Annotated in this window: 23 protein-coding genes and 1 tRNA gene; 12 read left to right on the top strand and 12 right to left on the bottom strand. The window is 63.4% G+C overall.

The annotated features are described in order from the left end of the window. The first annotated feature begins 55 nt into the window (after positions 1-55). Positions 56-979 (top strand): homoserine O-acetyltransferase MetA, encoded by a 924-nt coding sequence (metA, locus tag AB4037_RS25915; RefSeq protein ID WP_434956920.1) that lies wholly within the window; start codon positions 56-58, stop codon positions 977-979. Positions 980-1,248: 269 nt separating this feature from the next. Further along, the gene (locus tag AB4037_RS25910) at positions 1,249-1,698 is read left to right on the top strand and encodes a TetR-like C-terminal domain-containing protein (protein WP_441773435.1); all 450 of its coding nucleotides are present in this window, start codon (positions 1,249-1,251) and stop codon (positions 1,696-1,698) included. 36 nt (positions 1,699-1,734) lie between these two features. Here the strand turns inward: AB4037_RS25910 and AB4037_RS25905 are convergent, their stop codons facing one another. The 4 genes from AB4037_RS25905 to cckA all read right to left on the bottom strand — a co-directional run bounded on the left by AB4037_RS25905 (position 1,735) and on the right by cckA (position 6,295). Beyond that, entirely contained in the window at positions 1,735-2,067 is a 333-nt protein-coding gene (locus tag AB4037_RS25905) for a hypothetical protein (protein WP_441773434.1), read from the bottom strand. Between the two features lie 26 nt (positions 2,068-2,093). Next, positions 2,094-2,624 carry an alpha/beta hydrolase gene (locus AB4037_RS25900; protein WP_441773433.1) on the bottom strand — a complete coding sequence of 177 codons (531 nt, stop codon included), beginning with the start codon at positions 2,622-2,624 and terminating at the stop codon, positions 2,094-2,096. Between the two features lie 98 nt (positions 2,625-2,722). Continuing rightward, positions 2,723-3,607, bottom strand: a complete 885-nt coding sequence (locus AB4037_RS25895) for an alpha/beta hydrolase (protein WP_441773432.1) — start codon at positions 3,605-3,607, stop codon at positions 2,723-2,725. A 129-nt stretch (positions 3,608-3,736) separates the two neighbouring features. Continuing rightward, a complete protein-coding gene (cckA, locus tag AB4037_RS25890; RefSeq protein WP_434956925.1) occupies positions 3,737-6,295 on the bottom strand; it encodes a cell cycle histidine kinase CckA in 2,559 nt (852 codons plus the stop codon). Positions 6,296-6,682: 387 nt separating this feature from the next. On the opposite strand from cckA, the gene AB4037_RS25885 reads away from it, so the two are divergent. The 6 genes from AB4037_RS25885 to folP all read left to right on the top strand — a co-directional run bounded on the left by AB4037_RS25885 (position 6,683) and on the right by folP (position 13,918). Further along, entirely contained in the window at positions 6,683-8,068 is a 1,386-nt protein-coding gene (locus AB4037_RS25885) for a hypothetical protein (protein WP_441773431.1), read from the top strand. Between the two features lie 296 nt (positions 8,069-8,364). Further along, positions 8,365-9,564: a benzoate/H(+) symporter BenE family transporter gene (locus tag AB4037_RS25880; protein WP_441773430.1), complete on the top strand. Its 1,200-nt coding sequence runs from the start codon at positions 8,365-8,367 to the stop codon at positions 9,562-9,564. Between the two features lie 206 nt (positions 9,565-9,770). Beyond that, complete coding sequence (gene pabB / locus AB4037_RS25875) at positions 9,771-11,141, top strand: aminodeoxychorismate synthase component I (protein ID WP_441773429.1); 1,371 nt, start codon at positions 9,771-9,773, stop codon at positions 11,139-11,141. Continuing rightward, positions 11,138-11,704 (top strand): anthranilate synthase component II, encoded by a 567-nt coding sequence (locus tag AB4037_RS25870; RefSeq protein WP_441773428.1) that lies wholly within the window; start codon positions 11,138-11,140, stop codon positions 11,702-11,704. Before pabB ends, AB4037_RS25870 begins: the two co-directional genes overlap by 4 nt. Beyond that, a complete protein-coding gene (locus AB4037_RS25865) occupies positions 11,701-12,612 on the top strand; it encodes an aminotransferase class IV (protein ID WP_441773427.1) in 912 nt (303 codons plus the stop codon). The genes AB4037_RS25870 and AB4037_RS25865 overlap by 4 nt, the downstream gene beginning before the upstream one ends. A gap of 10 nt (positions 12,613-12,622) precedes the next feature. After that, positions 12,623-13,918, top strand: coding sequence for a dihydropteroate synthase (gene folP / locus AB4037_RS25860; RefSeq protein WP_434956931.1), 1,296 nt, complete (start codon positions 12,623-12,625; stop codon positions 13,916-13,918). Positions 13,919-13,926: 8 nt separating this feature from the next. Here folP and AB4037_RS25855 read toward each other — a convergent pair whose 3' ends face one another. Further along, on the bottom strand, positions 13,927-14,676 hold the full coding sequence (locus AB4037_RS25855; protein ID WP_441773426.1) for a rhomboid family intramembrane serine protease: 750 nt from the start codon (positions 14,674-14,676) through the stop codon (positions 13,927-13,929). A 490-nt stretch (positions 14,677-15,166) separates the two neighbouring features. Here AB4037_RS25855 and AB4037_RS25850 point away from each other — a divergent pair, with 490 nt between their 5' ends. Beyond that, complete coding sequence (locus AB4037_RS25850) at positions 15,167-15,742, top strand: PAS domain-containing protein (RefSeq protein WP_434956933.1); 576 nt, start codon at positions 15,167-15,169, stop codon at positions 15,740-15,742. Between the two features lie 71 nt (positions 15,743-15,813). Here the strand turns inward: AB4037_RS25850 and AB4037_RS25845 are convergent, their stop codons facing one another. The 3 genes from AB4037_RS25845 to AB4037_RS25835 form a co-directional block, all read right to left on the bottom strand. Next, a complete protein-coding gene (locus AB4037_RS25845; protein ID WP_434956934.1) occupies positions 15,814-16,182 on the bottom strand; it encodes a hypothetical protein in 369 nt (122 codons plus the stop codon). A gap of 205 nt (positions 16,183-16,387) precedes the next feature. Beyond that, positions 16,388-16,807, bottom strand: coding sequence for a DUF1489 family protein (locus tag AB4037_RS25840; RefSeq protein WP_434956935.1), 420 nt, complete (start codon positions 16,805-16,807; stop codon positions 16,388-16,390). After that, positions 16,807-17,451, bottom strand: coding sequence for a glutathione S-transferase (locus AB4037_RS25835; protein WP_434956936.1), 645 nt, complete (start codon positions 17,449-17,451; stop codon positions 16,807-16,809). The genes AB4037_RS25840 and AB4037_RS25835 overlap by 1 nt, the downstream gene beginning before the upstream one ends. Before the next feature lie 844 nt (positions 17,452-18,295). On the opposite strand from AB4037_RS25835, the gene AB4037_RS25830 reads away from it, so the two are divergent. Further along, a complete protein-coding gene (locus AB4037_RS25830) occupies positions 18,296-18,559 on the top strand; it encodes a DUF3253 domain-containing protein (protein WP_434956937.1) in 264 nt (87 codons plus the stop codon). Between the two features lie 47 nt (positions 18,560-18,606). Here AB4037_RS25830 and AB4037_RS25825 read toward each other — a convergent pair whose 3' ends face one another. After that, positions 18,607-19,353 (bottom strand): glycoside hydrolase family 25 protein, encoded by a 747-nt coding sequence (locus AB4037_RS25825; RefSeq protein ID WP_434959654.1) that lies wholly within the window; start codon positions 19,351-19,353, stop codon positions 18,607-18,609. 408 nt (positions 19,354-19,761) lie between these two features. On the opposite strand from AB4037_RS25825, the gene AB4037_RS25820 reads away from it, so the two are divergent. After that, entirely contained in the window at positions 19,762-20,625 is an 864-nt protein-coding gene (locus tag AB4037_RS25820; protein WP_441773425.1) for a polysaccharide deacetylase family protein, read from the top strand. A gap of 62 nt (positions 20,626-20,687) precedes the next feature. On the opposite strand, the gene AB4037_RS25815 is transcribed toward AB4037_RS25820, so the two are convergent. Further along, positions 20,688-20,772, bottom strand: a tRNA-Leu gene (locus AB4037_RS25815). Positions 20,773-20,919: 147 nt separating this feature from the next. On the opposite strand from AB4037_RS25815, the gene lipB reads away from it, so the two are divergent. Next, on the top strand, positions 20,920-21,699 hold the full coding sequence (lipB, locus tag AB4037_RS25810; RefSeq protein WP_441773424.1) for a lipoyl(octanoyl) transferase LipB: 780 nt from the start codon (positions 20,920-20,922) through the stop codon (positions 21,697-21,699). A 13-nt stretch (positions 21,700-21,712) separates the two neighbouring features. Here lipB and AB4037_RS25805 read toward each other — a convergent pair whose 3' ends face one another. Continuing rightward, a complete protein-coding gene (locus tag AB4037_RS25805; protein WP_441773423.1) occupies positions 21,713-22,144 on the bottom strand; it encodes a hypothetical protein in 432 nt (143 codons plus the stop codon). Between the two features lie 102 nt (positions 22,145-22,246). After that, positions 22,247-22,921: a Crp/Fnr family transcriptional regulator gene (locus AB4037_RS25800; protein WP_434956941.1), complete on the bottom strand. Its 675-nt coding sequence runs from the start codon at positions 22,919-22,921 to the stop codon at positions 22,247-22,249. Positions 22,922-22,976 lie beyond the last annotated feature (55 nt).

The following is a 22,976-nucleotide window of genomic DNA, read 5'->3' as shown; positions in this document are numbered from 1 at the left end:
ATCCGTGGACCTGTCGCATTGCTTTCCGGCTGGCCCAACGTCGATCGAGTGCAACATGCCTATCAAGATTCCGGATACCCTGCCCGCCTTCTCCACCCTGGTCAGCGAAGGGGTGCGGGTGATGACGGAAACTGCCGCCATCCGGCAAGATATCCGTCCGCTGCAGATAGGCCTGCTCAATCTGATGCCCAACAAGATCCGCACCGAGCTGCAGATGGCGCGCCTGGTCGGCGCCACTCCGCTGCAGGTCGAACTCTCGCTGGTGCGCGTCGGCGGCCACCGTGCCAAGAATACCTCCGAGGACCACCTGCTTGCCTTCTACGAAACCTGGGAAGAGGTGCGTGAGCGCAAATTCGACGGCTTCATCATCACCGGCGCGCCGGTGGAGACCCTGCCCTTCGAAGACGTGACCTATTGGAAGGAACTCGAGCAGATCCTCGACTGGACCACGACCAACGTGCATTCCACGCTGAACGTGTGCTGGGGCGCGATGGCGGCCATCTGGCATTTCCACCGCATTCCCAAATATGACCTGACCGAGAAGGCCTTTGGTGTCTACCAGCACCACAACCGCAAGCCTTCCTCGATCTATCTCAACGGCTTTTCAGACGACTTCCACATACCCGTCTCGCGTTGGACGGAGGTCCGCAGCGAAGATGTGCGCAAGAATGCCGAGTTGGAGATCTTGATGGATTCGGACGAAACCGGCGTGTGTCTCATTCACGAGCAAAAGGGCAACCGGCTCTATCTGTTCAACCATGTCGAATATGAATCGACCTCGCTGGCCGATGAGTATTTCCGCGACGTCGACTCGGGCGTGCCGATCAAGCTGCCGAAGAACTACTTCCCCTATGACGATCCATCCTTCCCGCCGCGCAATTTCTGGCGCAGCCACGCCCATCTTCTGTTCGGCAACTGGATCAACGAGATATACCAGACGACATCCTATGACCTGAGCGAAGTCGGCAGGGGGCGCTGAGATTCTCTCGGGTGCACGGGCGCCTAGGCGCGGATTGGAGGGTCGATCTCCAGATCGACCATCTTGGAAGCACCGTCGCGCAGGAAAGGAAGAAGGTCGATCTGCAGATCGACCCTCCAATCCGCGCTTATCCTGCTAAAAAAGTGCCCGCGCCCCCTCGGAAGCCCCTCAATCCTTGGCGCGATCCATGCGCATCAGCAACTGCTCGGTCTTGGCGTCTTCGATGCGGTTGTGCAGCCGGCCGGCCTCCTGCTGGTCCGTGCAAGGTCTTGATCGGCGTCACGCAGGTCTGGATCAGCATCACCGTGCCCATGGCCAGACAGGCCTTGATCCAGGCCGAGGCGGGTGGCAGTCGGCGCACCATCGCCAATCGCACCTTGATCGCGCTCGCCAATGGCTATCTGGATTTCGCCGCCGAGCATGGGGGACGCTGGCACGCCCTCTTCGACTTCCGCCTTCCGGACGGCCAGGACCTGCCGGAAGACCATTTGTGCCAGCAGGATGCACTCTTCCAGCATCTGGAAGCCCCGCTCGCCGTACTCCAGCCGGGTCTGCCTCTTTCCGAAAGATCTCTTCTCGCCCGCTCTCTCTTCTCGGCCGCCCATGGCATGGTGCTGCTCGGACTGGAGGGCAAGCTGGTGCAGTTGCCCCTGCCCTATCTGCGCGAACAGGTCGCCCTGGTGGTCAGCGCCATGGGCCGAGGCCTCGAAACACCTTGATGTGTGTTCGTGGATGCCAGCGCCCCCGGGAACCTTTTAGGGTTCCGCCACCTGTGCCTTGCCGAGAGCCGAGGTAATGGCCCAGCCGAAACCCGCCGGAATGCTATTGCGATGGTTCTTGCCCGGCACCACCAGCGAGCGGATGCTCAGGCCCGGAAAGCCGCGTTCTCGCAGGCGCGCCTCGAACGCCTTCATGCCGCCGACCATATCCTTGGTATAGCCGCGCCGTCCCGCATCGTAGCGGGAGACTTCGTCGCCACCGACATACATCAGGACCTCGGCCTTCAAGTCGCTGTTGGCCTTGGCATAATCGGCTTCGATCGCCAGGATGGCCTGATCGCCGAACCAGAAAGAGGGGCTGCCGAGCATATAGGTCGCGAACAGGTCGGGCTCCGTCAGCAGGATGCGCGTACCGAGCAGGCGCCATAGGAATGGCCCCAGTAAAGGCGCCGGCCGGGATCGGCCCGATACTGCCGCTCGACATAGGGGATCACGGTCTGGCGCAGATAGAGCTGATAAGCGCTCGCCCCGCCATAGGCGGTGTCTCCGGGCTTGAGGGCAACCGGCGTGTAGTCGCGCTTGCGGCTCACCTCCAGATTTTCGCCCTTCGCATAGGAAAGACCGACGATGATGGGATCCTCCCGCAGGCTCCCTTCGCCGTAGAGTGCCCTCACCTCACAGGCCAGCGGCCTGACAGCACGGCCGCCATCGGCCAGATAGAGAACGGGATAGAGCTTGGCCGCGGCCGCGTCATAGCCGGAGGGCAGGCTGACCTCGATGTCATAGGATCGGGCCGAGACGGGATCGGGCACGGATTGGGTGAGGATGCCGCCGGGATCGCATGAGCGCCATTTTCCGGCCTTGCCTTCGGCGGCTTCGATGGGAGCGCTCAGGCAGGCGGCGATGAGGGCGGCCAAAGCGAGCACGAGAGCAAAACGTGATCTTCCTGAATCACATTTTCTCTGCAACCCTTTGTTTTGACGTCGTTTCTCAGCCAAGTCGCCCCTCCGCTCGCCCGCGACGCTCATCCGCCGGCGAGTGCGGCGGTGATGGCCCAGGCAAAGCCCGGGGGAATGGTGGTGCGGTGGTTCTTGCCCGGCACCACCAGAGAGCGGATCGTCAGGCTTCGAAAACCGCGAGATTTCAAGATCTTCTCGAACGTCCTGACATCGCCGACCATATCCTGGGTATCGCCGCGCCGGCCTGGATCGTAGCGGCTGATCTCGTCGCCGCCGACATAGATCAGGACATGGGCCTTCAGGTCGCGGTTCGCCCTGGCGTAGTCGGCCTCCATCGTCAGGATGGCGTGGTCGGCGAACCACAAGGACGGGCTGCCGAGAATATAGGAACGGAAGAGGCCGGGTTCAGTCAGCAGTATCCGGGCTCCGAGAAGCCCGCCATAGGAATGGCCCCAGAACAGGCGTCTTCTGGGGTCGGTCCGATAAAGGCCCTCGATCACGGGCATGACGGTCTTGCCGAGATAGGCCTGAAAGGCCCCGGCTCCGCCATAACCAGGCTTGTCGGCAACCGGCGTGTAGTCGCGAGCCCGGCTTACCGCAAAGCCCTCGCCCTTGGCATAGGACAGGCCGACGAGGATAGGTTCTTCCGCCAGCTTGCCGTCGCGATGGAGCTTTCTGACCAGCCGGAGCGCCTCCTGGCGCCGCGACTCCTTCGACAGGCAGGTTGCGGACGCGGCAAGGTGGCCGCCATCGGCATAATACAGCACCGGATAGCGCTTGGCGGGATTGGCCTGGTAATCCGACGGCAAGGTGACCTCGACATCATAGGATCGGCCCGAGACGGGATCGGCGATGGAACGGATCTGGGTGCCGCCGAGATCGCAGCCCGTCGGGATGCCGTCCCTAGCCTCGGCTGACATCGCGCCGAGCACCACCAGGGCGGCGGCCATCCAAATTCTTGCGTGAAAAAACAATGACGCAATATCCAAAATTACAGTTCAAGCAATTGCTTAAGTCGTCATGAGGAGCTGGCCAGCTCGAACGCCGCGCATCGCCCGAAAACCGTTCCAGCCGCCAATCTACGGCTTCATATTGGACTTCACGGCCTCGACCAACTGCTTCATCGAGAAGGGCTTGGGCAGGAAGGCGAATTCCTCGCCCTCAGGCATGTTCTTGGCGAACGCCTCTTCGGCATAGCCGGAGACGAAGATGATCCGCGTCGTCGAATTGCGCTTGCGCATTTCCTTGAGCAGGGTCGGCCCATCCATTTCGGGCATCACCACGTCGGATACGACGAGATCGATCTCGTTCTCGCCTTCGTCGATGATCTGCAGGGCCTCGATGCCCGAGCCGGCTTCGATGACCTCGAAGCCACGGGCCGTCAGGGTGCGGGCAGAGAGCGCCCGCAGGGCCTCCTCGTCCTCGACCAGCAGGATGCGGCCGCGCCCGGTGAGATCGGGCATGTCCTTGGTCTTGGCCGGTGTCGACCCAGCCTGGCCCGGCGGGGTGTCGGCTTCGACGCTGGCTGCCTTTGCCAACTCGATCATACGCGGCAGGAAGATCTGGAAGATCGTGCCCTTGCCCTCCACCGAGTGGACGAGGATGGAGCCGCCGGTCTGCTTGACGATGCCGTAGACGGTGGAAAGCCCGAGGCCGGTGCCCTTGCCGACATCCTTGGTGGTGAAAAAGGGCTCGAAGATCTTGTCCAGGACGGCCGGCGGAATGCCGCTGCCATTGTCCTCGACCTCGACGGTGACATAGTCGGCCGGCGGCAATTCGCTGCGATCGAGGGCGCTCGCCTCCGAGATCGGCACATTGCGCGTACGGATGATCACCTTGCCGCCATCGGCCATGGCATCGCGCGCATTGACGGTGAGGTTCATCACCACCTGTTCGAACTGGTTGACGTCCACTTTCACCGGCCAGAGATCGCGGCCATGCACGACCTCCAGCGCGACTTTCTCGCCGAGCAGGCGCCGCAGCAGCATCGACAGGTCCGACATCGCGTCATTGAGGTTCAGCACCTGCGGGCGCAGGGTCTGCCGGCGCGAGAACGCAAGCAACTGGCGCACCAGATTGGCGGCGCGGTTGGCGTTGCTCTTGATCGCCATGATGTCCTGGAAAGCGGGATCGCCGGGCTTGTGGCTGCCGAGCAGGGAATCGGCCGCCAGCATGATCACCCCGAGCACATTGTTGAAATCGTGCGCTACGCCGCCGGCAAGCTGGCCGACCGCATTCATCTTCTGGCTCTGGGTGAACTGCTCCTGCAGCGTGCGCTGCTCGGTGGTGTCGATCATGTAGACGATCGCTGCTTCCTTCTCGTTCTCGCCGCGATCGACGGGCGCGAACCAGAAGCGGGCGGAGCGGCTGCCCTGTCCGGCCAGGGAAGCCTCGGCCGGTTCGATGTCGCCGCGGCCGGCCATGGCGAGACGGGTCAGTTTGCTCAGGCCCTCGCGGTCGCGCTCGACCACGGCCTCGAGCAGGGAATGGCCCGGTGCGTCGCCATTGAGGGACTCCTTGAACAGGCGCATGAAGGCCGCGTTGGTACGCACGATCCTGGCGTTTTCGTCAATCGTCGCAATGGCCAAAGGCGAGTTGTTGAAGAAGCGTGCAAAACGAACTTCCGCCGCTCGCAAGCCTTCTGAAACGTCGCCGCCCGGCCCGCGATAGATCACCAGGGTCCGCGAGGGGCCGGGCTGGCCATCGGCGGCGAAGGCGATCTTGTGGAACAGGCGCACGGGCATGATGGTGCCGTTGCGGCGCCTGAGATCGATGTCGAAGATCTCGGTGCGCACGCTGCCCGGCTCGCTGGCCTGCGTCACCACCAAAGCGCCGGCATTGCCGGGCGCGATGTCGGCCAGAGTCAGGCCGCCTGTGCCGAACTGGGCGAGGTCATAGTCGAGCCAGCCGGCGAGCGTGGCGTTGAGATAAACGATCTCGCCCGAAGGATCGGCGGAGAAGAAGCCGGCCGGCGCGTGGTCAAGATAGTCTATGGCGTGCTGCAGTTCCTGGAAGACGTTTTCCTGGCGCTCGCGCTCGCGCGTGATGTCGGCAACGGTCCAGACCGTCTCCCCTGCACCGGAGGGGCGTGCGATCGGACGCACCCGCACGCGATACCAGGAGGCCGTTCCGGAAGGCGGCGCCGAGGCGATGCGAAATTCCTCGGCGAGGCGCTGCCCGGCCCGCGCAGCCTGCGCCAGGCGATACGTCGCCTCCGAAACGTCGGGGTCCCCCGTGAAAGCCCGCTCCACCGTGCGGATGTCCTGCTCGCCCATGGCGCCGGTCAGCGTCAGATACGCTTCGTTGGCATAGATGATACGGCCATCCTTGTTGGTGACGAGGATGCCTTCCGGAGAATCGTCGGCGATCAGCTTGGTGAGGTCGTTGCGGGCGATCGAGCTCTGGCCGAAATGGGCGATTCCCATCGCCCAGGCGAACATCGCAATCATGCCGACGATGGCAAAGACGGCCAGGATGCCGAAACTGGCGACCTTGCCCCAGTCATAGGGCAGCAGCGACACCCCCACGGCGATGAGGATGATCACCGCGGCAAGCGCCAGCACCCAGAAGATGCCGCTGGGCCGCTCGCTGCGATCGACTGCGGCGCCGCGTGCCGCCGCCTCCTCGCCTTCAGCCATGTTCAACCCCACCGCGCATCGTCAAAGGGCGATTCGCTCCGGCGAACCGCATAATGGTCAGTTTGGCTTAGCAGTTCACATTTCAAAATGTGTTAACCTCGTTGACCAAAAATATCGTGGTCCCTTGCAGCGTTTTAGCTCCGTCCAAACGCATGCTCGACCATGGTATATCCTCAGCGAAACGGCTGAGAGGGAAGACAAATCCGCCCCTTTTGCGGCATTTCTCCGAATTTTTGGCCAATTCCAAGGGACAAGCCTTAGTTTTGCGACTTTGCTGTTGATTCTTGCACGTTAACCGTCTTCTAAGAAACCAGCCCGGAAAGAGTACTGGTCGTATCAGGCTGCCATCCCCTATCGGCACCGGACCAGATCTAAGGAAATGTATCGATGGATTCGTTGAACTCTTGGCTGCCCGCGCAGTTGTTCGCCTTGGCTGGCCTGCTGGTGGTGGGAGTCGTCCTGATGTTCATCTGGCGCACGCTCAACCGGCCCCAGCTCGGCGGCGGCGTCAAGGGCGGTCGGCAGTCGCGGCTCGGCGTGGTGGATTCCTATGGCGTCGGCGCCCGTCAGCTCGTGCTGGTTCGGCGTGACAATGTCGAACATCTGATCATGATCGGCGGCCCGAACGACGTGGTCGTCGAATCCAGCATTCTGCGCGCCCGCTCGGCCGGCCAGGCTCAGCGCCCGGCTTCGCCCGGTGCAGCAACGCCGCCGGTGCAGGAGCGTGCGACTGCCGTCGCGGCCCCACCGCGGCAGGTCGAGGAAGACTTCGCCCGTCCGACCCCGGTCGCTCCCCCGCCTGTCGCCAGGATCGATACGCCAACTCCGGCACCGGCCACCACGGCGGCCAGCAGGACACCCACTGCCCCCCCTACCCTGGCCGCTACCACGACCCCGGCGCCTTCGACCACTTCCGCAACCACTTCCGCCGCGCGTTCGGGCGTGGTGCCCCCGCGCGAGCCCGGCTTCTTCCAGCGGGCCACTTCGCGCTTGCCGAATTTCGGCCGGGCCGCCGCTCCTGCAACGACGCCGACCCCGGCCGCACCTGCCGCACCGGTGACCGAAGAGCCGCGCGCCACGATCGATACCGCGCATTTCGAGGAGCTTCTGGCCGACGAGGCGCCTACGACGACGCCGGCGCCCAAGCCAACGGTATCGGCCGCACAAACCACGCCAGCACCCAAGCCCAAGGCTGACCTTGATTTCGAAGTCGCGGAGGGGCTCGATCTCGAACCCGCGCCCGAAACGCAGGAGCCACCGCCTCCGACCACCACCGCACGCCTGACGCTGCCCGAGATCCGTCTGCCGGATCTGCGCTTGCCGGAATGGCGTCGCCCCGAGGCCACACCCGCTCCCACGCCTGCACCGCGCCAGGCGTCGGAGCTTCGGGTCGAACCTCGTTTCTCCGCCGATCCGCGTCCGGCCAGCGAGCCGTCGCACGCTCCCGGTGGCCGTATCGAACCCTCGCTGGGAACGCCGGCGCCACGCGCCCAGGCCGAGCCGACGCGTACGGAACCCTTCCGGGTCGGCGAAAGACTGACGACTCCGACCCGCCCGGCCACCACACCGCCGGCGCCCGCCTCGAGCACCCCGGCCGCACCGACCGCCACTGCGGCACCGACGCCGGCGCCAACACCGGCTCCCACACCAACGCCGCCTCCGGCTCCAACGACCACTCCGGCTCCAGCCGAGGTCGAAGACCCCTTCGCCAGCCTCGAGGAGGAAATGGCGAGTCTCCTGGGGCGAAGCCGAGACGACAGCAAGAAGCCCTGAACGGACAAGCAAGCAACGGGCGGATCTTCCGCCCGTTTTCTTTTGGTGCCCTGAACACGAACCGGACACGCGAAGAGGCTCGTCGATACGCGCGCCAATGGGCGGCCTATCTGGAGGCCGAGATTTGGATGTGCATGCCCGCGGAGAATACGGGCAGATAAATCCTCACCTCCGGCTCAAACCGGCCTGGTTTGATCTCCCAATCCGTCTGACATATGGCTTGCACATTTCGTGTCGGGGCCCGAATAAAGCGGTCTCGTGCTACGTCCGTCTCAATAAATCTGGTTCCCCTCGCCATGCGTTCCTTCTTTGCAGACCTCAACGGCCAGTCGGCCGGCATGGGCGTGCTTACCGCTGTGGTCGGCTATACCAGTTCGGTGGCGGTGGTGATCAACGGCATGAGCGCCGTCGGTGCATCGCCAGGCCAGATCGCCTCGGGCCTTGCCACTTTGTGCGTCACCATGGGCCTGTGCGGTGCCGGCCTGAGCCTCATGACCCGCATGCCGATCTCGACGGCGTGGTCGACGCCCGGCATGGCGCTGCTGGCGAGCCTGACGGCGCCGGCCGGGGGCTATCCCGCGGCCGTGGGCGCCTTTCTGATCGTCGGCGTGCTGATCATGATCGCCGGCTTGTGGGCGCCACTCGGCAAGCTGATCACGCGCATTCCCCGTCCTATCGCGGGCGCGATGCTGGCCGGCATCCTGTTCAAGCTCTGCCTTGCCCCGATCGCCGCCCTTGGTCAGGTGCCCAAATTCGCCATACCCGTGGTGCTGACCTGGCTGGCTGTGGGTCGCTTCTACCGTCTGTGGGCTGCACCCGCGGCGCTTGCTGTCGCCTTGGGCGCCATGGCGTTCGATGGCCAGGCGAGCACGCTGCCCCTGGCTCTGCCGTCGCTTGAATTCGTTGCCCCAAGCTTCGATTGGCAAACACTGATTTCGATCGGCCTACCGCTCTTCGTCGTCACCATGGCCTCCCAGAACATTCCGGGCCTGACCGTGCTGGCGACCTATGGCTATCAACCGCCGACAAGGCCGACCTTCCTCGCGACCGGGGGCGTATCGGCGCTCTCCTCCCTGCTGGGGGCTCCCACCATCAACCTCGCAGCGATTACCGCCGCCCTCTGCGCCGGTCCCGATGCCCACGCCCAGCCCGAACGGCGCTATACCGCCGCGGTGGTGGCTGGGTTGTTCTATGCGGCGATCTTCTCGTTGCTGTCGGCAATCGCCACTGGCCTGGTCACGGCATCCTCGCCGATCCTGATCGAAGCGGCGGCGGGACTAGCCCTGGTGAGCGCTTTCGGTGCTTCCCTGCTCGGCGCCGTGCAGGAGGAAAGCCAGCGCCTACCGGCGCTTGCGACCTTCCTGGTCACCGCATCCGGCTTCAGTCTGTACGGCATCGGTGCCGCCTTCTGGGGCCTTTGTGCGGGGCTTGTCGTGACCATGCTCTATTCCACCGCAAACAGAGGCACGACAAAGGCAAAAAAAAGCGCTACATAGACATGCGATGTTCCACGTATCTCCACAGGGCTGAGAGATGCGGGACGCTAGGGCTCATCTTATATGCAAGCCTCAGCGTGATGAGTTCCGGCCGGCTGACAGGGAAGCCGCCCGACGCTCCAATCGCCGAACATTGAAGCGGTCTGTCCGCATCACACGAGCTGGCCGGCATTTTTATGCCGCACCAGGATTGTGCTTGAGCTGCCATGATCATTGTTGAGATACCCTGGATCGATCCCCTAGAAGCCGCGGCCGCCATGGCCAGCCAGCCGCGACTGGCCCTGCTCGACAGCGCCATGCCGCATGCGACGCTTGGGCGGTGGTCCTATCTGGCTGCCTCCCCCTTCGGCCGGTTCAAGGTCGTCGACGGCGTTGCGCGCTGGAACGATGCCGCGATCGACGGCAAGCCGATGGAGGCCTTACGCCATCTGCTGCGGCAGCATGCCCGCCCCGCTATGCCGGGGGCGCCTCCCTTCACAGGCGGTGCCATCGGCAATTTCGCCTATGAGGCAGGTCATCTGTTCGAGCGCTTCGGATCATCGGTTCCATCCGCCGCTCCGGGCACCCCGCAGATCGACTTGCCCTTCTATGATCGCCTCCTCGCCTTCGACACCATCGAGAAACGCGCTTTCGCCATTGCACCGGACCGGGCTTGCGCCGAACGGCTCGTCGAGGGCCTCCAGGCCCAGCCTCACCGGGCGTCGGCGCCGCGCGCACTGACCTGGCACGACAGCCGCAGCCGGAGCGAGTACGAGGCCGAGGTCGCCCGCGTGGTCGGCTATATCCGCGACGGCGACATATTCCAGGCCAATCTCTCCCATCGCTTCAGCGCAACGCCCCAGCACGGCGCCGACCCGCTGGCGACCTATCTCGCCTTGCGGCGGTCCAATCCGGCACCATTCGCCGCCCTGCTGATCGACGGTATCAACTTCATCGCCTCGACCTCGCCCGAGCGCTTTTTGCGTCTGAACACCGGCCAAGATGAAGGGTTGGTCGAAGCCAGGCCGATCAAGGGCACCAAGCGTCGCTGCACCCATCCCGCCATGGACATCGCCATCGCCCAGTCGCTCTCCCGCAGCGAGAAGGACCGGGCCGAGAACATCATGATCGTCGATCTCCTGCGCAACGACCTGTCACGCGTCTGCGAAGCCGGCAGCGTCGAGGTTCCGATGTTGTGTGGCGTCGAAACCTATGCCTCGGTTCACCACCTGACCTCGGCAGTGACGGGCCGCCTGAAGGCGGGGCTCGACGTCACCGACCTGATCGCGGCCACCTTCCCTGGCGGCTCGATCACAGGGGCGCCGAAGATTCGCGCCATGGAAATCATCGGCGAACTCGAGCGCGAGCCGCGCGGTGCCTATTGCGGTGCCATAGGCTGGATCGGCTTCGACGGCGCCGCCGATCTCAACATCGCCATCCGCACCCTCAGTTATGACGGCAAGGACCTCTCTGTACGGGCGGGCGGCGGCATCACGCTGCTCTCCGACCCCTTTGCCGAGTATGACGAGACGCTGGCCAAGGCCGAGCGGCTCATCGCGGCCTTCGAGGATGCCTCCCGCGCGGAGGAAGCGGCATGATCCTGATCGTCGACAATTACGATTCCTTCGTCTTCAACGTCTCCCGCTATTTCGAGGAGGCCGGTGCCAAGACCCATGTCGCCCGCAACGACGCCGTCTGCGCCGATGACGTCGTCAGCCTGGGTGCCAAGGCGCTGGTGTTCTCGCCGGGTCCCAAGGCACCGCGCGATGCTGGCGCTTCGCTCGACCTGATCAAGCTGTTTTCCGGCAGACTGCCCATTCTCGGCATCTGCCTCGGCCATCAATGCATCGGCGAGGTCTTTGGCGGGCGCACCGCCCATGCTCGCACTCCCATGCATGGCCGCGCCTCGCGCATCGAGCATCAGGGTGGCGGCCTGTTCGCCGGGCTGCCACGCCCCTTCGAGGCCGCGCGCTATCACTCGCTGATCGTCGAGATCGACGAGGACGGCCCGCTGGAGGTCACGGCCCGCAGCGATGAGGGAGAGATCATGGCACTCACCCATCGCCAGCACCCCACTTTCGGCGTGCAATTCCACCCCGAATCGATCCTGACGCCGCAAGGACATCAGATCATCCGCGCGTTCCTGGATCGCGTGCAGTGAGTTTCCTTCTTTATCGTCTCCTGGCGGACGGCACCGCCGACGCCCCCCAAATCGATGCCCGTCAACCCGACATTCCTTGGGTCAACGCCCTCGATCGTGGCTTCCAGCTCGGCGACGGCGTGTTCGACACCATGAGCTGCTTCAGGGGCCGTCCCTTCGCGGAAGAACGACACCGCGCCCGCCTCATCCAGCATGCGGCCGCCATCGGCATCGATGTCGATTCGGCCCGGTTGCAGGAGGCGCTCGCCGGCGTGCTGGATGAGCTGGGCGAACGCCATGCCATCGTGCGCACCACGGTGACGCGAGGACAGGCAGCCCGGGGCTTGTGGCCGCCACCGGGCAATCCACCCACCATCCTGGTGACGGCGCAGCCTTGGGGTCCGAGCCTCGTCGGCCAGCCCGCATGCCTGTGCGAGGCCGGGCTGCCGCGCAACCAGTTCTCGCCGCTAGCCCGCCTGAAATCCCTCAACTACCTCGAAAACATCCTCGCCGCCCGCCGGGCCACCGAGATCGGCGCCGACGATGCCCTGATCCGTAATCTCGACGGCAATGCCGTCTCAACCACCATCGCCAACCTCTTTGCCATCGTCGACGGCCGGTTCGTCACGCCCCCCTGCGCCGATGGCTGCCTCGACGGCGTCATGCGCGCCGTGCTGTTGGAAGAGGCGAAGGCCCTCGGCTTCGATATCAGCGAGACCAGTCTTACACCGCCCCTGCTCGACCAGGCCGAAGCGCTGTTTCTCTCCAATTCCGTGCGCCTGGTCCGGCCCGTCATTGCGCTGGGCAATCGGAGCTTGATCCCGTCCCCCCGCGCCGCCGAATCCATCAATCGCCTCTTCAACGCCCTCCTGGCCCGCATCGAATACGACACCGGCATGCGCCTTGAGGTTGCCCTTCCCATCCAGTGAGCAAAGTTCCATGATCTACGTTGCCCTCGGTGCCAATCTTCCGTCCTCCGAAGGAGCTCCCCGTGAGACCCTTCGCCGGGCAGTCTCTGCCCTGGCCGCCCGCGGATTGACGATTTCGGCGCGTTCACGCCTGTTCCTGACCGAACCCGTGCCCCGCTCGGACCAGCCCTGGTATGCGAACCAGGTCATCGCCGTCGACAGCGCCCTCCCGCCCCATCAGATTCTTTCCCTCTTGCTCGAGGTCGAATTGCAGTTCGGGCGTGAGCGCAGCGAACGTAATGCCGCACGCACGCTGGATCTCGATCTGATCGGCTATGGCAGCGAAGTCATCGACACGCCAGACCTCGTCGTGCCGCACCCGCGCATGCATGAACGCGCCTTCGTGCTCGCGCCGCTCGCCGACATCGCGCCAGGCTGGCGCCATCCCGTCAATGGCGAAACCGTGAGCCTGATGCTGGCGCGCAGCGATCGCGCCCATGTGCGTGCCCTCAGGACGGTGCCGCTGCTGATGGGGATCGTCAACGTCACGCCGGACTCATTCTCCGATGGCGGGCGCTACGACAGCGCCGAGACGGCCATCGATCATGCCCGCCAACTCATGGAGGAAGGTGCCGACATACTCGACATCGGCGGTGAGTCGACCCGTCCGGGCGCCGCCCCCGTCGACATCGAAACCGAGTGGCAGCGCGTTGGCCCGGTGATCTCAGCCCTGGCCGAGGAGGCCAGGCGACGCTACCGCCTGATCTCCGTCGATACCCGTCACGCCGAAATCATGGCCCGGGCGCTCGCAGCCGGCGCCACCATGATCAACGACGTCACCGCCCTGGACGATCCAGCCAGCCGCAGGGCCGTGGCTGGCCATGATGCACCCGTGGTGCTGATGCATATGCAGGGCGATCCGCAAAGCATGCAGGTCAACCCTGTTTATGCCGACGTGGTGAAGGATGTGTGCGCCGAACTGAGCTTCAAATGCGAGCGCGCCATCAAGGATGGCATCGCCGCATCGCGCCTGTGGCTCGACCCCGGCATCGGCTTCGGCAAGACAATGGAACACAATCTGGCCCTGCTCGACGCCACCCCGCAATTGCGTGCGCTCGGCTTCCCCGTGCTGATCGGAGCCTCACGCAAGATCTTCATCCGCGGCGTCGATCGCCATGGTCCGGCTTCGGAACGCGTAGCCGGATCGGTTGCCGCCGCTCTCTCTGCCGCCCAGCGCGGCGCCGACGCCGTACGCGTCCACGATGTCGCACAGACGCGCCAGGCCCTGGCTGTGTGGAGCGCCGTCGAGGGCCAGGCGATGAGCTGATCCGGGTTTCAGACGACCCGCCGCAACCGTGGCTGGCGGTCAAAGAAACGAAAGAGAAGCAGGCCGGCCAGGAAGCCGCCTATGTTGGCCGGCCAACCGGGCATCACCTGCGAAGTGGTTATAATCAGCGGGCTGACGGCGTTCCACGCCGTGATGAAGGCGAAGACGGCGAGCCAGATGCGCACATTCTGGTCCGCCAGAGCGTCCCGCAAGGTCCAGGCCGGCTTGCGAAATGCCGCACCGCCGGCGACCCGAAAAGCCGCCATGGCCGACCCGCCCTTGAACAGGAAATGGATGGAGGCTGCGAACAGGCCCGACAAGCCACCGCCTGCCCCAACCATGGCTGCTGCACTGCCCCAGTAGAACAGCAGGCAGGTGAACGAGCCTGCGACGGTACATAGCGCTGTAAAGGCCAGGAACCGCAAGGCTCCGAAGCGCCAGGCCACTGCTGCCCCAAGGATCAGCATGGCTGCGCCATTGATCATCAGCGTGCCAGGATCGGACTGAAGGAAGAAACAGGTCAGGAAGCCGGCAATATCGGCAAGGTGCCCCCCGGGCCAGGCAATGCTCTCTCCGATCGCGGGGTCGTAGCGCAGGGGGGTGAAGGCAAAGATGCCGACCAGCCAGGCGCTCCAACTGACGGGCATCACGGCCCGTGCAATGTGAACGGCGACGACGAGGCCGGTGAGCAGCAGGACGACCGCCGGCACGTTAAAGGCCGCTGGCGGATCGATATTGCCGCGCGATTTCAATGACAAAGAAGTGTCTCCTAAAGCAAGGAGGAAGCCATGACCATCCACCCCGCCTTTCTTAACATCGATTCGGCACCATTAACCTTTTGTTAACATTAATAATTCGTTTCCAGGCGGTAACCATCCTGCCCTCTGCCCCCCTCTCCCCCGCCAGTGCTATCGTCACCTCCTAGCCCGCCTATGACGGGCGGGAGCGACGTTCGAACGAAGGTCGTTCGCGATGATTGAAGCGAAGGCATGGGCCGATCCCAAATCGGAACATGCCAATAGCGTCCAGTGATCCGCAAGGAACCACAAAGACGCTCTAGCCAATTCGTCGGATTGGCTTGGAAACAAGGCGTCAGAGCAAACAAGCGTTCAGCCTTGAACGCGCTTTGCTCAAAGCGTTTTACGATTTGAAGGCAGTGCCAAAAATCGCAAAGACGCGTCGAAACAAAGAGTTAGAGCAAATAAGCGTTCAGGCATGAACGTGCTTTGCTCAAGGGGCGGCTGACCAATGAAGAATACGGCGACACGCGACCTCTATGGCTATTGGGATCAGTTGCGCGGTCAGCGGCCGGCCCCCGAACGCGTCGACATCGATCCGGCCGCCATCCGCCGGGTTCTCGGCGATACCTTCATCGTAGAGATCGACAAGAGCCGCAGCTTTCCTTTCCGCCTGGCCGGAACTCGCATGTGCGCCCTGCTGGGCCAGGAGTTGCGCGGCGCTTCGTTGCTGGACCGATGGGCCGATCCGGCTGCCTTGGCGGAGTTGGTGACGGCGGTATCCTTCGACCTCACGGCGCGGGTGATCACGCTGAGTGGCAGCACGCTGCAAGGCCATCGTCTCGACTTGGAATTGCTGCTTCTGCCGCTCCATCATCGCGGCAAGGCGAATTCGCGCATCCTCGGCAGCCTTACCCCGGGCGAAACACCCTATTGGATCGGCCTGCATCCCATTTCGCGTTTCGATATCGTCGCGGTGGAAGAAATCCCGGCGGCTTCCCGCGTCCAGCGTCGCTCAGCCTTGCCCAGCGGAGCCCGGCGCTATGGCCATCTCACCTTGGTCGAGGGTGGCAAGGCTACCGCCTGATCAGCAGAATATTTCTTGGTTCCGACGCGTTTTTTTACCGACAAGTCCATCAACTACTCTGGAAAAATGACTTAGTGCAGTCGATGGGCCTGATCGCGCAGGGAACCTGCCCGGCTGCAGCGAAGCAAGGCACCACCCACGCCATCATCGGACAGACGGTCGCGAATGGTGGTAAAACGATCCAGCTCGTGATGATAATCGTCGGCGAGGGCCTGCCAGTCCTCGACCTCTTCAACCTCGTCGAGCCGTGATGCAGCGAAGCGGTCCGCTGCGGCTGCCATATCGGCATAAGCCAAGGCCACAGGCGAAGTGCGGAACAACGTGGTTTCGTTCAGGGAAACTTCACCGGTATCGAGATCGCGAACCTGGACGAGAAAGCCGTCAGACTGCGCGATGACTTCGTAGCACCAGCCCTGCCCTTCTGTACTTGCGATCAACATGGCGTCCTCCATCCACTCAACTTACGGCCATGATGCCAGAGCGGTGAAACTTCGAAGTGCCATCCTGCACACGTCATGGTTAACGCTCGATAACGAATGACGGACAGGTAAGCGGCGATTACGTGCCATAATGACGCATGGTGTGTGACTATAGCGTGAACACGCCTTGCAGCTTTCTTGCAACCGGCCAAGATGGCCTTTCGGCTCACACGAGGCCGATGGTGCGCAGCTCGCGCTGGAGCTCGATGGGCAGGTCGGCATCGGCCGTGCCGGCCTTGGCAAGATCCGGCGGTGCATCGGTCGCGCTGAGATAGCGCCAGCCCTGGAAGGGACCGCGCGGACGGGGATCGACCGCGACGACCACCGGATCGAGCAGGATATCGCAACGCGAGATGCCGTCCTCGTCACGGCGCGCACGCAAATCGGTGATGCGCTGGCGGCAGGAGACGATACCCTTGATCACCCAATAGAGCGAGCCGCCACCGAGGATCGCCTCGCGGTTCTTCGGCATCATCCGGGTGGTGTGGATCTGCTCGCCCGCCAGGCGCAGGCGCAGGGCGATCCACTCCTCGAGGTCGGCGATCGATTCGGCGCCGACGCACAGCTTGATCAGATTAAGGCTCATCACACTGAATCAATATCGACGATCGTTTCGGTTTCTTCGAGCGCGGCCGCTTCCCATTCACGCCACATCGGCGTCGCCATCGCCGCATCCATATAGCGGCGCACCGCGGCCGGCACCTTGACGTCATAGGCGTGCAGGCGGTTCACCACCGGTGCCCACATGGCATCGGCATTGTTGAACTTCGCGCCGAACAGGAAATCGCCGCCACCGCCGAAGCGTGTACGGCAATCGATGATGAGATCGACCACCCTTTCCACACTCGCCTGGGTTTCGTCGTCGAGCGCGATCGCCCTCGGCCGGCGCTTGATATTCATCGGACAGTTGCGGCGCAGCGGCAGGAACCCGGCATGGATCTCAGCGCTGATGGCTCGGGCGTGAGCCCGGCTCTCGCGATCGTCAGGCCAGAGCTCCGGCGCGATCTCGGCCAGATATTCGAGGATGGCAATGGATTCGTGCACCATGATGTCGCCATGGATCAGAATGGGCACCTTGCCGGCTGCCGAGGTCGCCTTGATCATCGCCGACGTTTCGGGATGGCGCAGCCAGATGATCTGTTCCTCGAAGCTCAAACCGGCCGACTTTGCCGCGAGCCAGGGACGCATGGACCAGGAAGAATAATTCTTGTTGCCGATGATCAGTTTCAAGGGGCGTACTCCAGCACCGGCCGCACCATGCCGCCTCCTGCACGGGCGCGCAAACGGAGATTTGCCTCCGTCAACATGCCGTATGACTGCTCAGTTAAACGACCCTGGTGCCAAACATCCGGTTGCAAGCCGGCGGGAGCGCCTTCATTGTTCGATCCACGAACTGCAACGCATCTGAGAGTCGTACCCATGAAGAAAATGCTCGTGCTTGCCGGCCTGCTCACCCTCCCTCTCGCAAGCTGCGTCACGCCGGAGGGCGGTTACGCCGACCGCCCCTATTATAGCGACCCTGGCTATTACGGTGGCGGCTATTATGGCGATCATCGTCGCGACCGTCGCGATCGCTACCCGGGTCGCCCACGCCCCGGTCGGCCGATTCCTGGGGAACCAGGTCCCGGTACAGGCCCCGGCACGGGTCCGGGACCGACTCCAGGCGGTGATTTCAGCTGGCGGAACGCCCCCCCCGGCGGACGACCTCCGATCACCTCGAATGTTGGCGGTTCTCCCGGCTTGTCACGCCCTGGCTGGTCAGCACCCGCCCCTCGGGTCGAGAGCCCATCAGCGGCTCCTAGCGCGCCGCGGGTCGACAGCCCTTCGCCAACTCCCGGTGCGCCAGCCGGTGCTGGTCCAATCCGCAATTGCCCCCCCGGTACAGCCGGCTGTTGAACAAACACCGACCCTGGCAGGGCAAGCCTTCCCGGGTAATCCCAAACCAACGGCCGCTTTGTTCAGCTTAGGCTTGGAATTTCAGGCTCATAGAGCGGTTTCCGTTTCATGGCGACGGAAGCCGCTCAGCAAAACTTCAGTAGGGAAGCGCCGCTTCCGCATCCAGATCGTGAGTTCAATGGTAGACAAGGACGCTCTCGAACAGACGGCGCTGCGCCTGATCGCAACTTTGCCGGTAGGCAAGACCCTCGCCCCCTCTGACATCGCTCAGGAGGTGGGAGGCAAGGCTGCCGATCAATGGGGGCCGCTGATGCAGCCGCTTCGTCGCATCGTCGTGCGTCTGGCCAAGGAGGGCCGGCTGATGATCTATCGCAAGGGTGCTCCAGCCGACCCTGACGACTTCAAGGGCGTTTATCGACTGGGGCCGGTACGGATCGATTAGACATTGCAGAGGGCGCCTGGAAGCTCCCTCTGTCGACATACGCAGCCTCAATTGGCGGCGATGCTGCCTGTGGCGACGTTCTGAGCCAGGAAGTCCTGCCATTGCTGCTCGGACCCTGCGAAGGCGTTGCGGTCCACCTGCCCTTGGACTCCCGGCACCGAACCGGTGGCGGTATATTGCCAGAAGGCCCAGGAACGCTTGCCATAGCGCTCGGAAGGATGGCCCTTCACCGAGCGCACCCAGAAGGGATAGGCCTCCAGTTCACCGGTCAGAATTTCGCGGTGGAAATCCACCGTGGTGTAGATGATCGGCTTCTTACCGTAGAAGCGCTCCATCTCGCGTAGGAACACCGCCATGTCGGCATGGATCTTCGGGGCGGGCGGACGCAGCTTGCAGGTCGGCGAAAGGTGATTCCACTCCATGTCCAGAACCGGCGGCAAGGCGTCGCTTGCCGGTGGCACATGGGTCTTGAACCAGGCGACCTGATCCTCCACCGGCCGGCAGAAATAATAGAAATGATAGGCGCCTGTCGGTATGCCCGCAGCGCGGGCTCCCTCCCAATTCGCCCTGAACTTGTCGTCGACGCGGTCGCCACCTTCCGTCGCCTTCAGATAGGCGAAGCGCACGCCGCCCCGGGCAGCGGCATTCCAATCGATAATGCCCTGATATTTCGAGACGTCGATGCCATGCACCGGAAACTTGTTCGCCTCGGGGTAGGCCTGCTGAACGGTCGAGCAGGCACTGAGCACCAGCACACCTGCTGCAAGAAACCCGTGCTGGATGAAGCGCGACAGCGATCGCATTGTGAAACCCATTATGAACGGCCATTCCGTCTGGCGCAAAGCGCGTCCATGACTGAACGCTTGTTTGCTCCAACTCATCGTTTCCAAGCCAATCCAACGGATTGGCTAGAGCGTCTTTGCGATTCAAGGTGAGTCCGTCGAATCGCAAAACGCTTCGGCACTTCAACGACTGGAAACACAGGATAGAGAGAGAAGCTTAACCGCATCTCACTGTCGACAAAAATCTTTGAAGACTCGCCTCGCAAAGTGCTTATCAGGCGAATCATCCCCCCATTTTCGGTCGTACCCGTCATGAAAGTCTTGGCCCTAAGCAGATGTCTCCTGATCGCGCTCGTGGCGCGATCAGGAGACATCTGCAAGATATCAAGCATTTGCAGAGTATCCCGGCGAGACCCGCGGATGAGCCTCGCCGGGATACTCTGCCTGGCTGCTGCGCTCGCCTGCGCCCTGCCTGCATCCAGCCTCGCGGGTTGCCCGCCGGAGGCGCTGGGCGTGTCGCGTACGCTGCCTGTCGGCACCGTCGGCGGCGGCGCGGTCGGGCTCAAGACCTATCCCCAGACCTTGCTGCTGGCGCCGGGAGAGGTGGTTCTGACATTCGACGACGGTCCCATGCCCGGACGCACGGAAAAGATCCTGGACACGCTTTCGGGCCAATGCGTGAAAGCCACCTTCTTCATGATCGGCCGCAACGCCGCTGCCGCACCCGCCCTCGCCGCCCGGGTCGCGAGGGAAGGACATACCGTCGGCTATCATTCGATGACCCATCCCATCCTGCGCCGCCTGCCCTTCGAACGAGCTCGAGCCGATATCGAGAACGGCTACCGTGCCGTCGACAGGGCCGTCTGGGGTGCGGCGGGAGAGCGTCCACACCAGCCCTTCTTCCGCTTTCCCGGCTTTGCCGACTCCCCAGCCCTCAACCAATGGCTGGCCTCGCTCGACATCGTGGCGTTCGGCGCCGATCTGTGGGCAAGCGATTGGGAGCCCGAAACGCCACAGGAGGAACTCAAGCTGGTGCTCGGGCGGCTCGAGAAGAACAAAGGCGGCATCGTGCTCCTGCACGACATCCAGCCGCGCACCGTGGCGATGCTGCCTCAGTTTCTCCAGGAACTCAAAAGGCGCGGCTTTCGAATCGTGCATATCATGCCCGGCCCCGGTGAACTCGAAACCAAACCTGCTCCCGCCGGCTGGTTCTCCCAGACCGAGCGCATCCTCGCCAACCAGGGCAAGCCTGTTGGCAAGGCCCGCCGCGCCGCGCCGCAATAGACTCCAGCCAAACAAAAAGGCGATCCATCGCTGGATCGCCTTTCCGGAGCCTTGCTCTAATTTGGTGCGGTCAAGAGGACTCGAACCTCCACTGGTCTCCCAACTACCACCTCAAGGTAGCGCGTCTACCAATTCCGCCATGACCGCGGTTGCTGCACAGGGCCGATCCGAAGACCGTGTCGCCATGTGAAGCGGCGCATCGTCTAACAGATCGATCACAGGGCAGCAAGGGCAATTCACGCTTTTCCTGCACTTCGCATGCAAGCCCTTGTCGAAGCCCAAAAATCCGCCGATATGAAGAGGCTGTCCACCCCGATTGGAACCTATCCAGTGACCAGCCGTAATGCCCTCGACCATCATCTCCTGCCCGGCAGCGATTCTCCGCCAGTAGAGTGGCAGGTCATCGCGGGCCTCAGCCCTTATGAGGAAACCGTCGCTGCGATGGAGGCCAGAGCAGCCGCAATTGCGGACGGGGTGGCCGGCGAATGCGTCTGGCTGCTCGAACATCCGCCACTCTATACCGCCGGCACCTCGGCCAGGCACGAGGATCTGGTCGCTCCCGACCGGTTCCCGGTGCACCAGACCGGTCGCGGCGGACAATACACCTATCACGGCCCCGGCCAGCGCGTGGCTTATGTCATGCTCGATCTCAAGCGCCGCCGACAGGACGTCCGGCGGCTGGTGACGGCGCTGGAAGCCTGGCTGATCGAAACGCTTTGGGCCTTTCACGTGCGCGGCGAACGCCGCGAGGACCGGGTCGGCGTCTGGGTTCGGCGCCCCCAGCGCGGCGAAGGTGCCGAGGACAAGATCGCCGCCATCGGCATCCGCCTCAAGCGCTGGGTCTCCTTCCACGGCATCGCTATCAATGTGGAACCCGATCTCGAGCATTTCTCCGGCATTGTACCCTGTGGCGTCCGCGACCACGGCGTGACCAGTCTGGTCGATCTCGGGCTGCCGGTGACGCTGGAGGATGTCGACCTTGCCTTGCGCCAGACCTTCGAACCGATCTTTGGAGAGACGCGCCTGTCGAGGGAAGATATCGAATCGGGAAATGCCGCCAAGGCATTGGTTTGAGCGGACTTTGCGCCTACCAGCTCGTTCTCGCACTGGAGGCGAGTCCGTTGCCCGGTATGATGGCCAGTGCGATCAGCCAGCCGACCATCGGGCCGCTGAACAGGCAGAATGTCGCCAGAGCCTGTTGCCAGGACGCCAGGGCACCCCGGTCGAGAAAGAAGATCGCGATCGCGACGGCCAGCAGATAGAGGCTCAGAAAGGCCGGGATCACCAGGCCGGACCAGCCGAAATCATGCAGGCGCTTGCGTGAAAGGCAAATGGCGGACCAGGCAATGGCCGCAACAAAGGCGAAGGAGCCCAAGCCATAGGGGCCGCTCCAGCCTTGCAGGGCATGGTGACCGCCGACCGCAAGCGCCGCCAGCAGCACGACACCGGCGGTGAAGGCAACGCGATCGATCGCCCCGGAAGGCGATAGCAGCAAACGCAAGATGACGACTGACAGCATTGTCCTGACAACGTACTGAACCCAAGCTGGATATGTCTGTAACATCCGGGGGTTAACGTCGCGTTTCGAAGTTTTGAGTCGACTTGCCGGCATCTTGCCTTGCTACAGCCGCCCCGTTGCCACCCGCATCTTGTCGGCCAGCCCGCCGCCGATTCGCCGATAGAGGGCGTGGGCAATCTGCTCGTCTCGCTTGCACAGCGCCTTGAGCTTGTCCTGGTCGAAGGCCAGCACGCGCACGGCATTTTCCGTGATCACCGTTGCGGTCGCCGGTACGCCGGTGGCAAAGGACACGTCCCCGACGAAAGCCCCGGCACCGACGTGGGCAACGAGTTGTTCGCGCACGCGCACCTCGGTCTGGCCTTCACAGATGAAAGTGAGCTCATGCACCGGATCGGCCTCGGTGGTCACCACCGAGCCCGGTTCCAAAGTGCGCCATTCGGCCGTCCGCAGAAGCTGGGCAATCTGCGCCTTGTCGAGATCGCCGACGATCGGCTTGATGAAAGCCTGTTCGTCGGCGGAGAGCTTGAGACTGAGACGGTCGCGCAGGAGAATGCCGAGCTGCACCAGATTGATCAGGATGAAGGCGCTGTCCCAGGCGATCGACGGCCAGACAGCCGAGCCGCTGAACAGGAAATAGACAACCTCCAGGGCAATGCCGACCACCGCCGCCAGCCGCAGCCAGAAGATGTTGGTCAGGAGATAGGAGATGGCGATGATGGCATAGGCGATGTGGCCAGGGAGCGCGCCCCAGCTGAAGAACTGGTCCCAGACGCTCAAACCCACTCTCCCTCGACCGCAAATGCCGGAATGACATACCAAGTCTCGAAAATGC

This window comes from Labrys sp. KB_33_2 (assembly GCF_052114505.1).
Classification (GTDB): domain Bacteria; phylum Pseudomonadota; class Alphaproteobacteria; order Rhizobiales; family Labraceae; genus Labrys.
The sequence above is the reverse complement of the archived record's forward strand: the minus strand, read 5'-3'. Positions and strand labels throughout refer to the sequence as shown.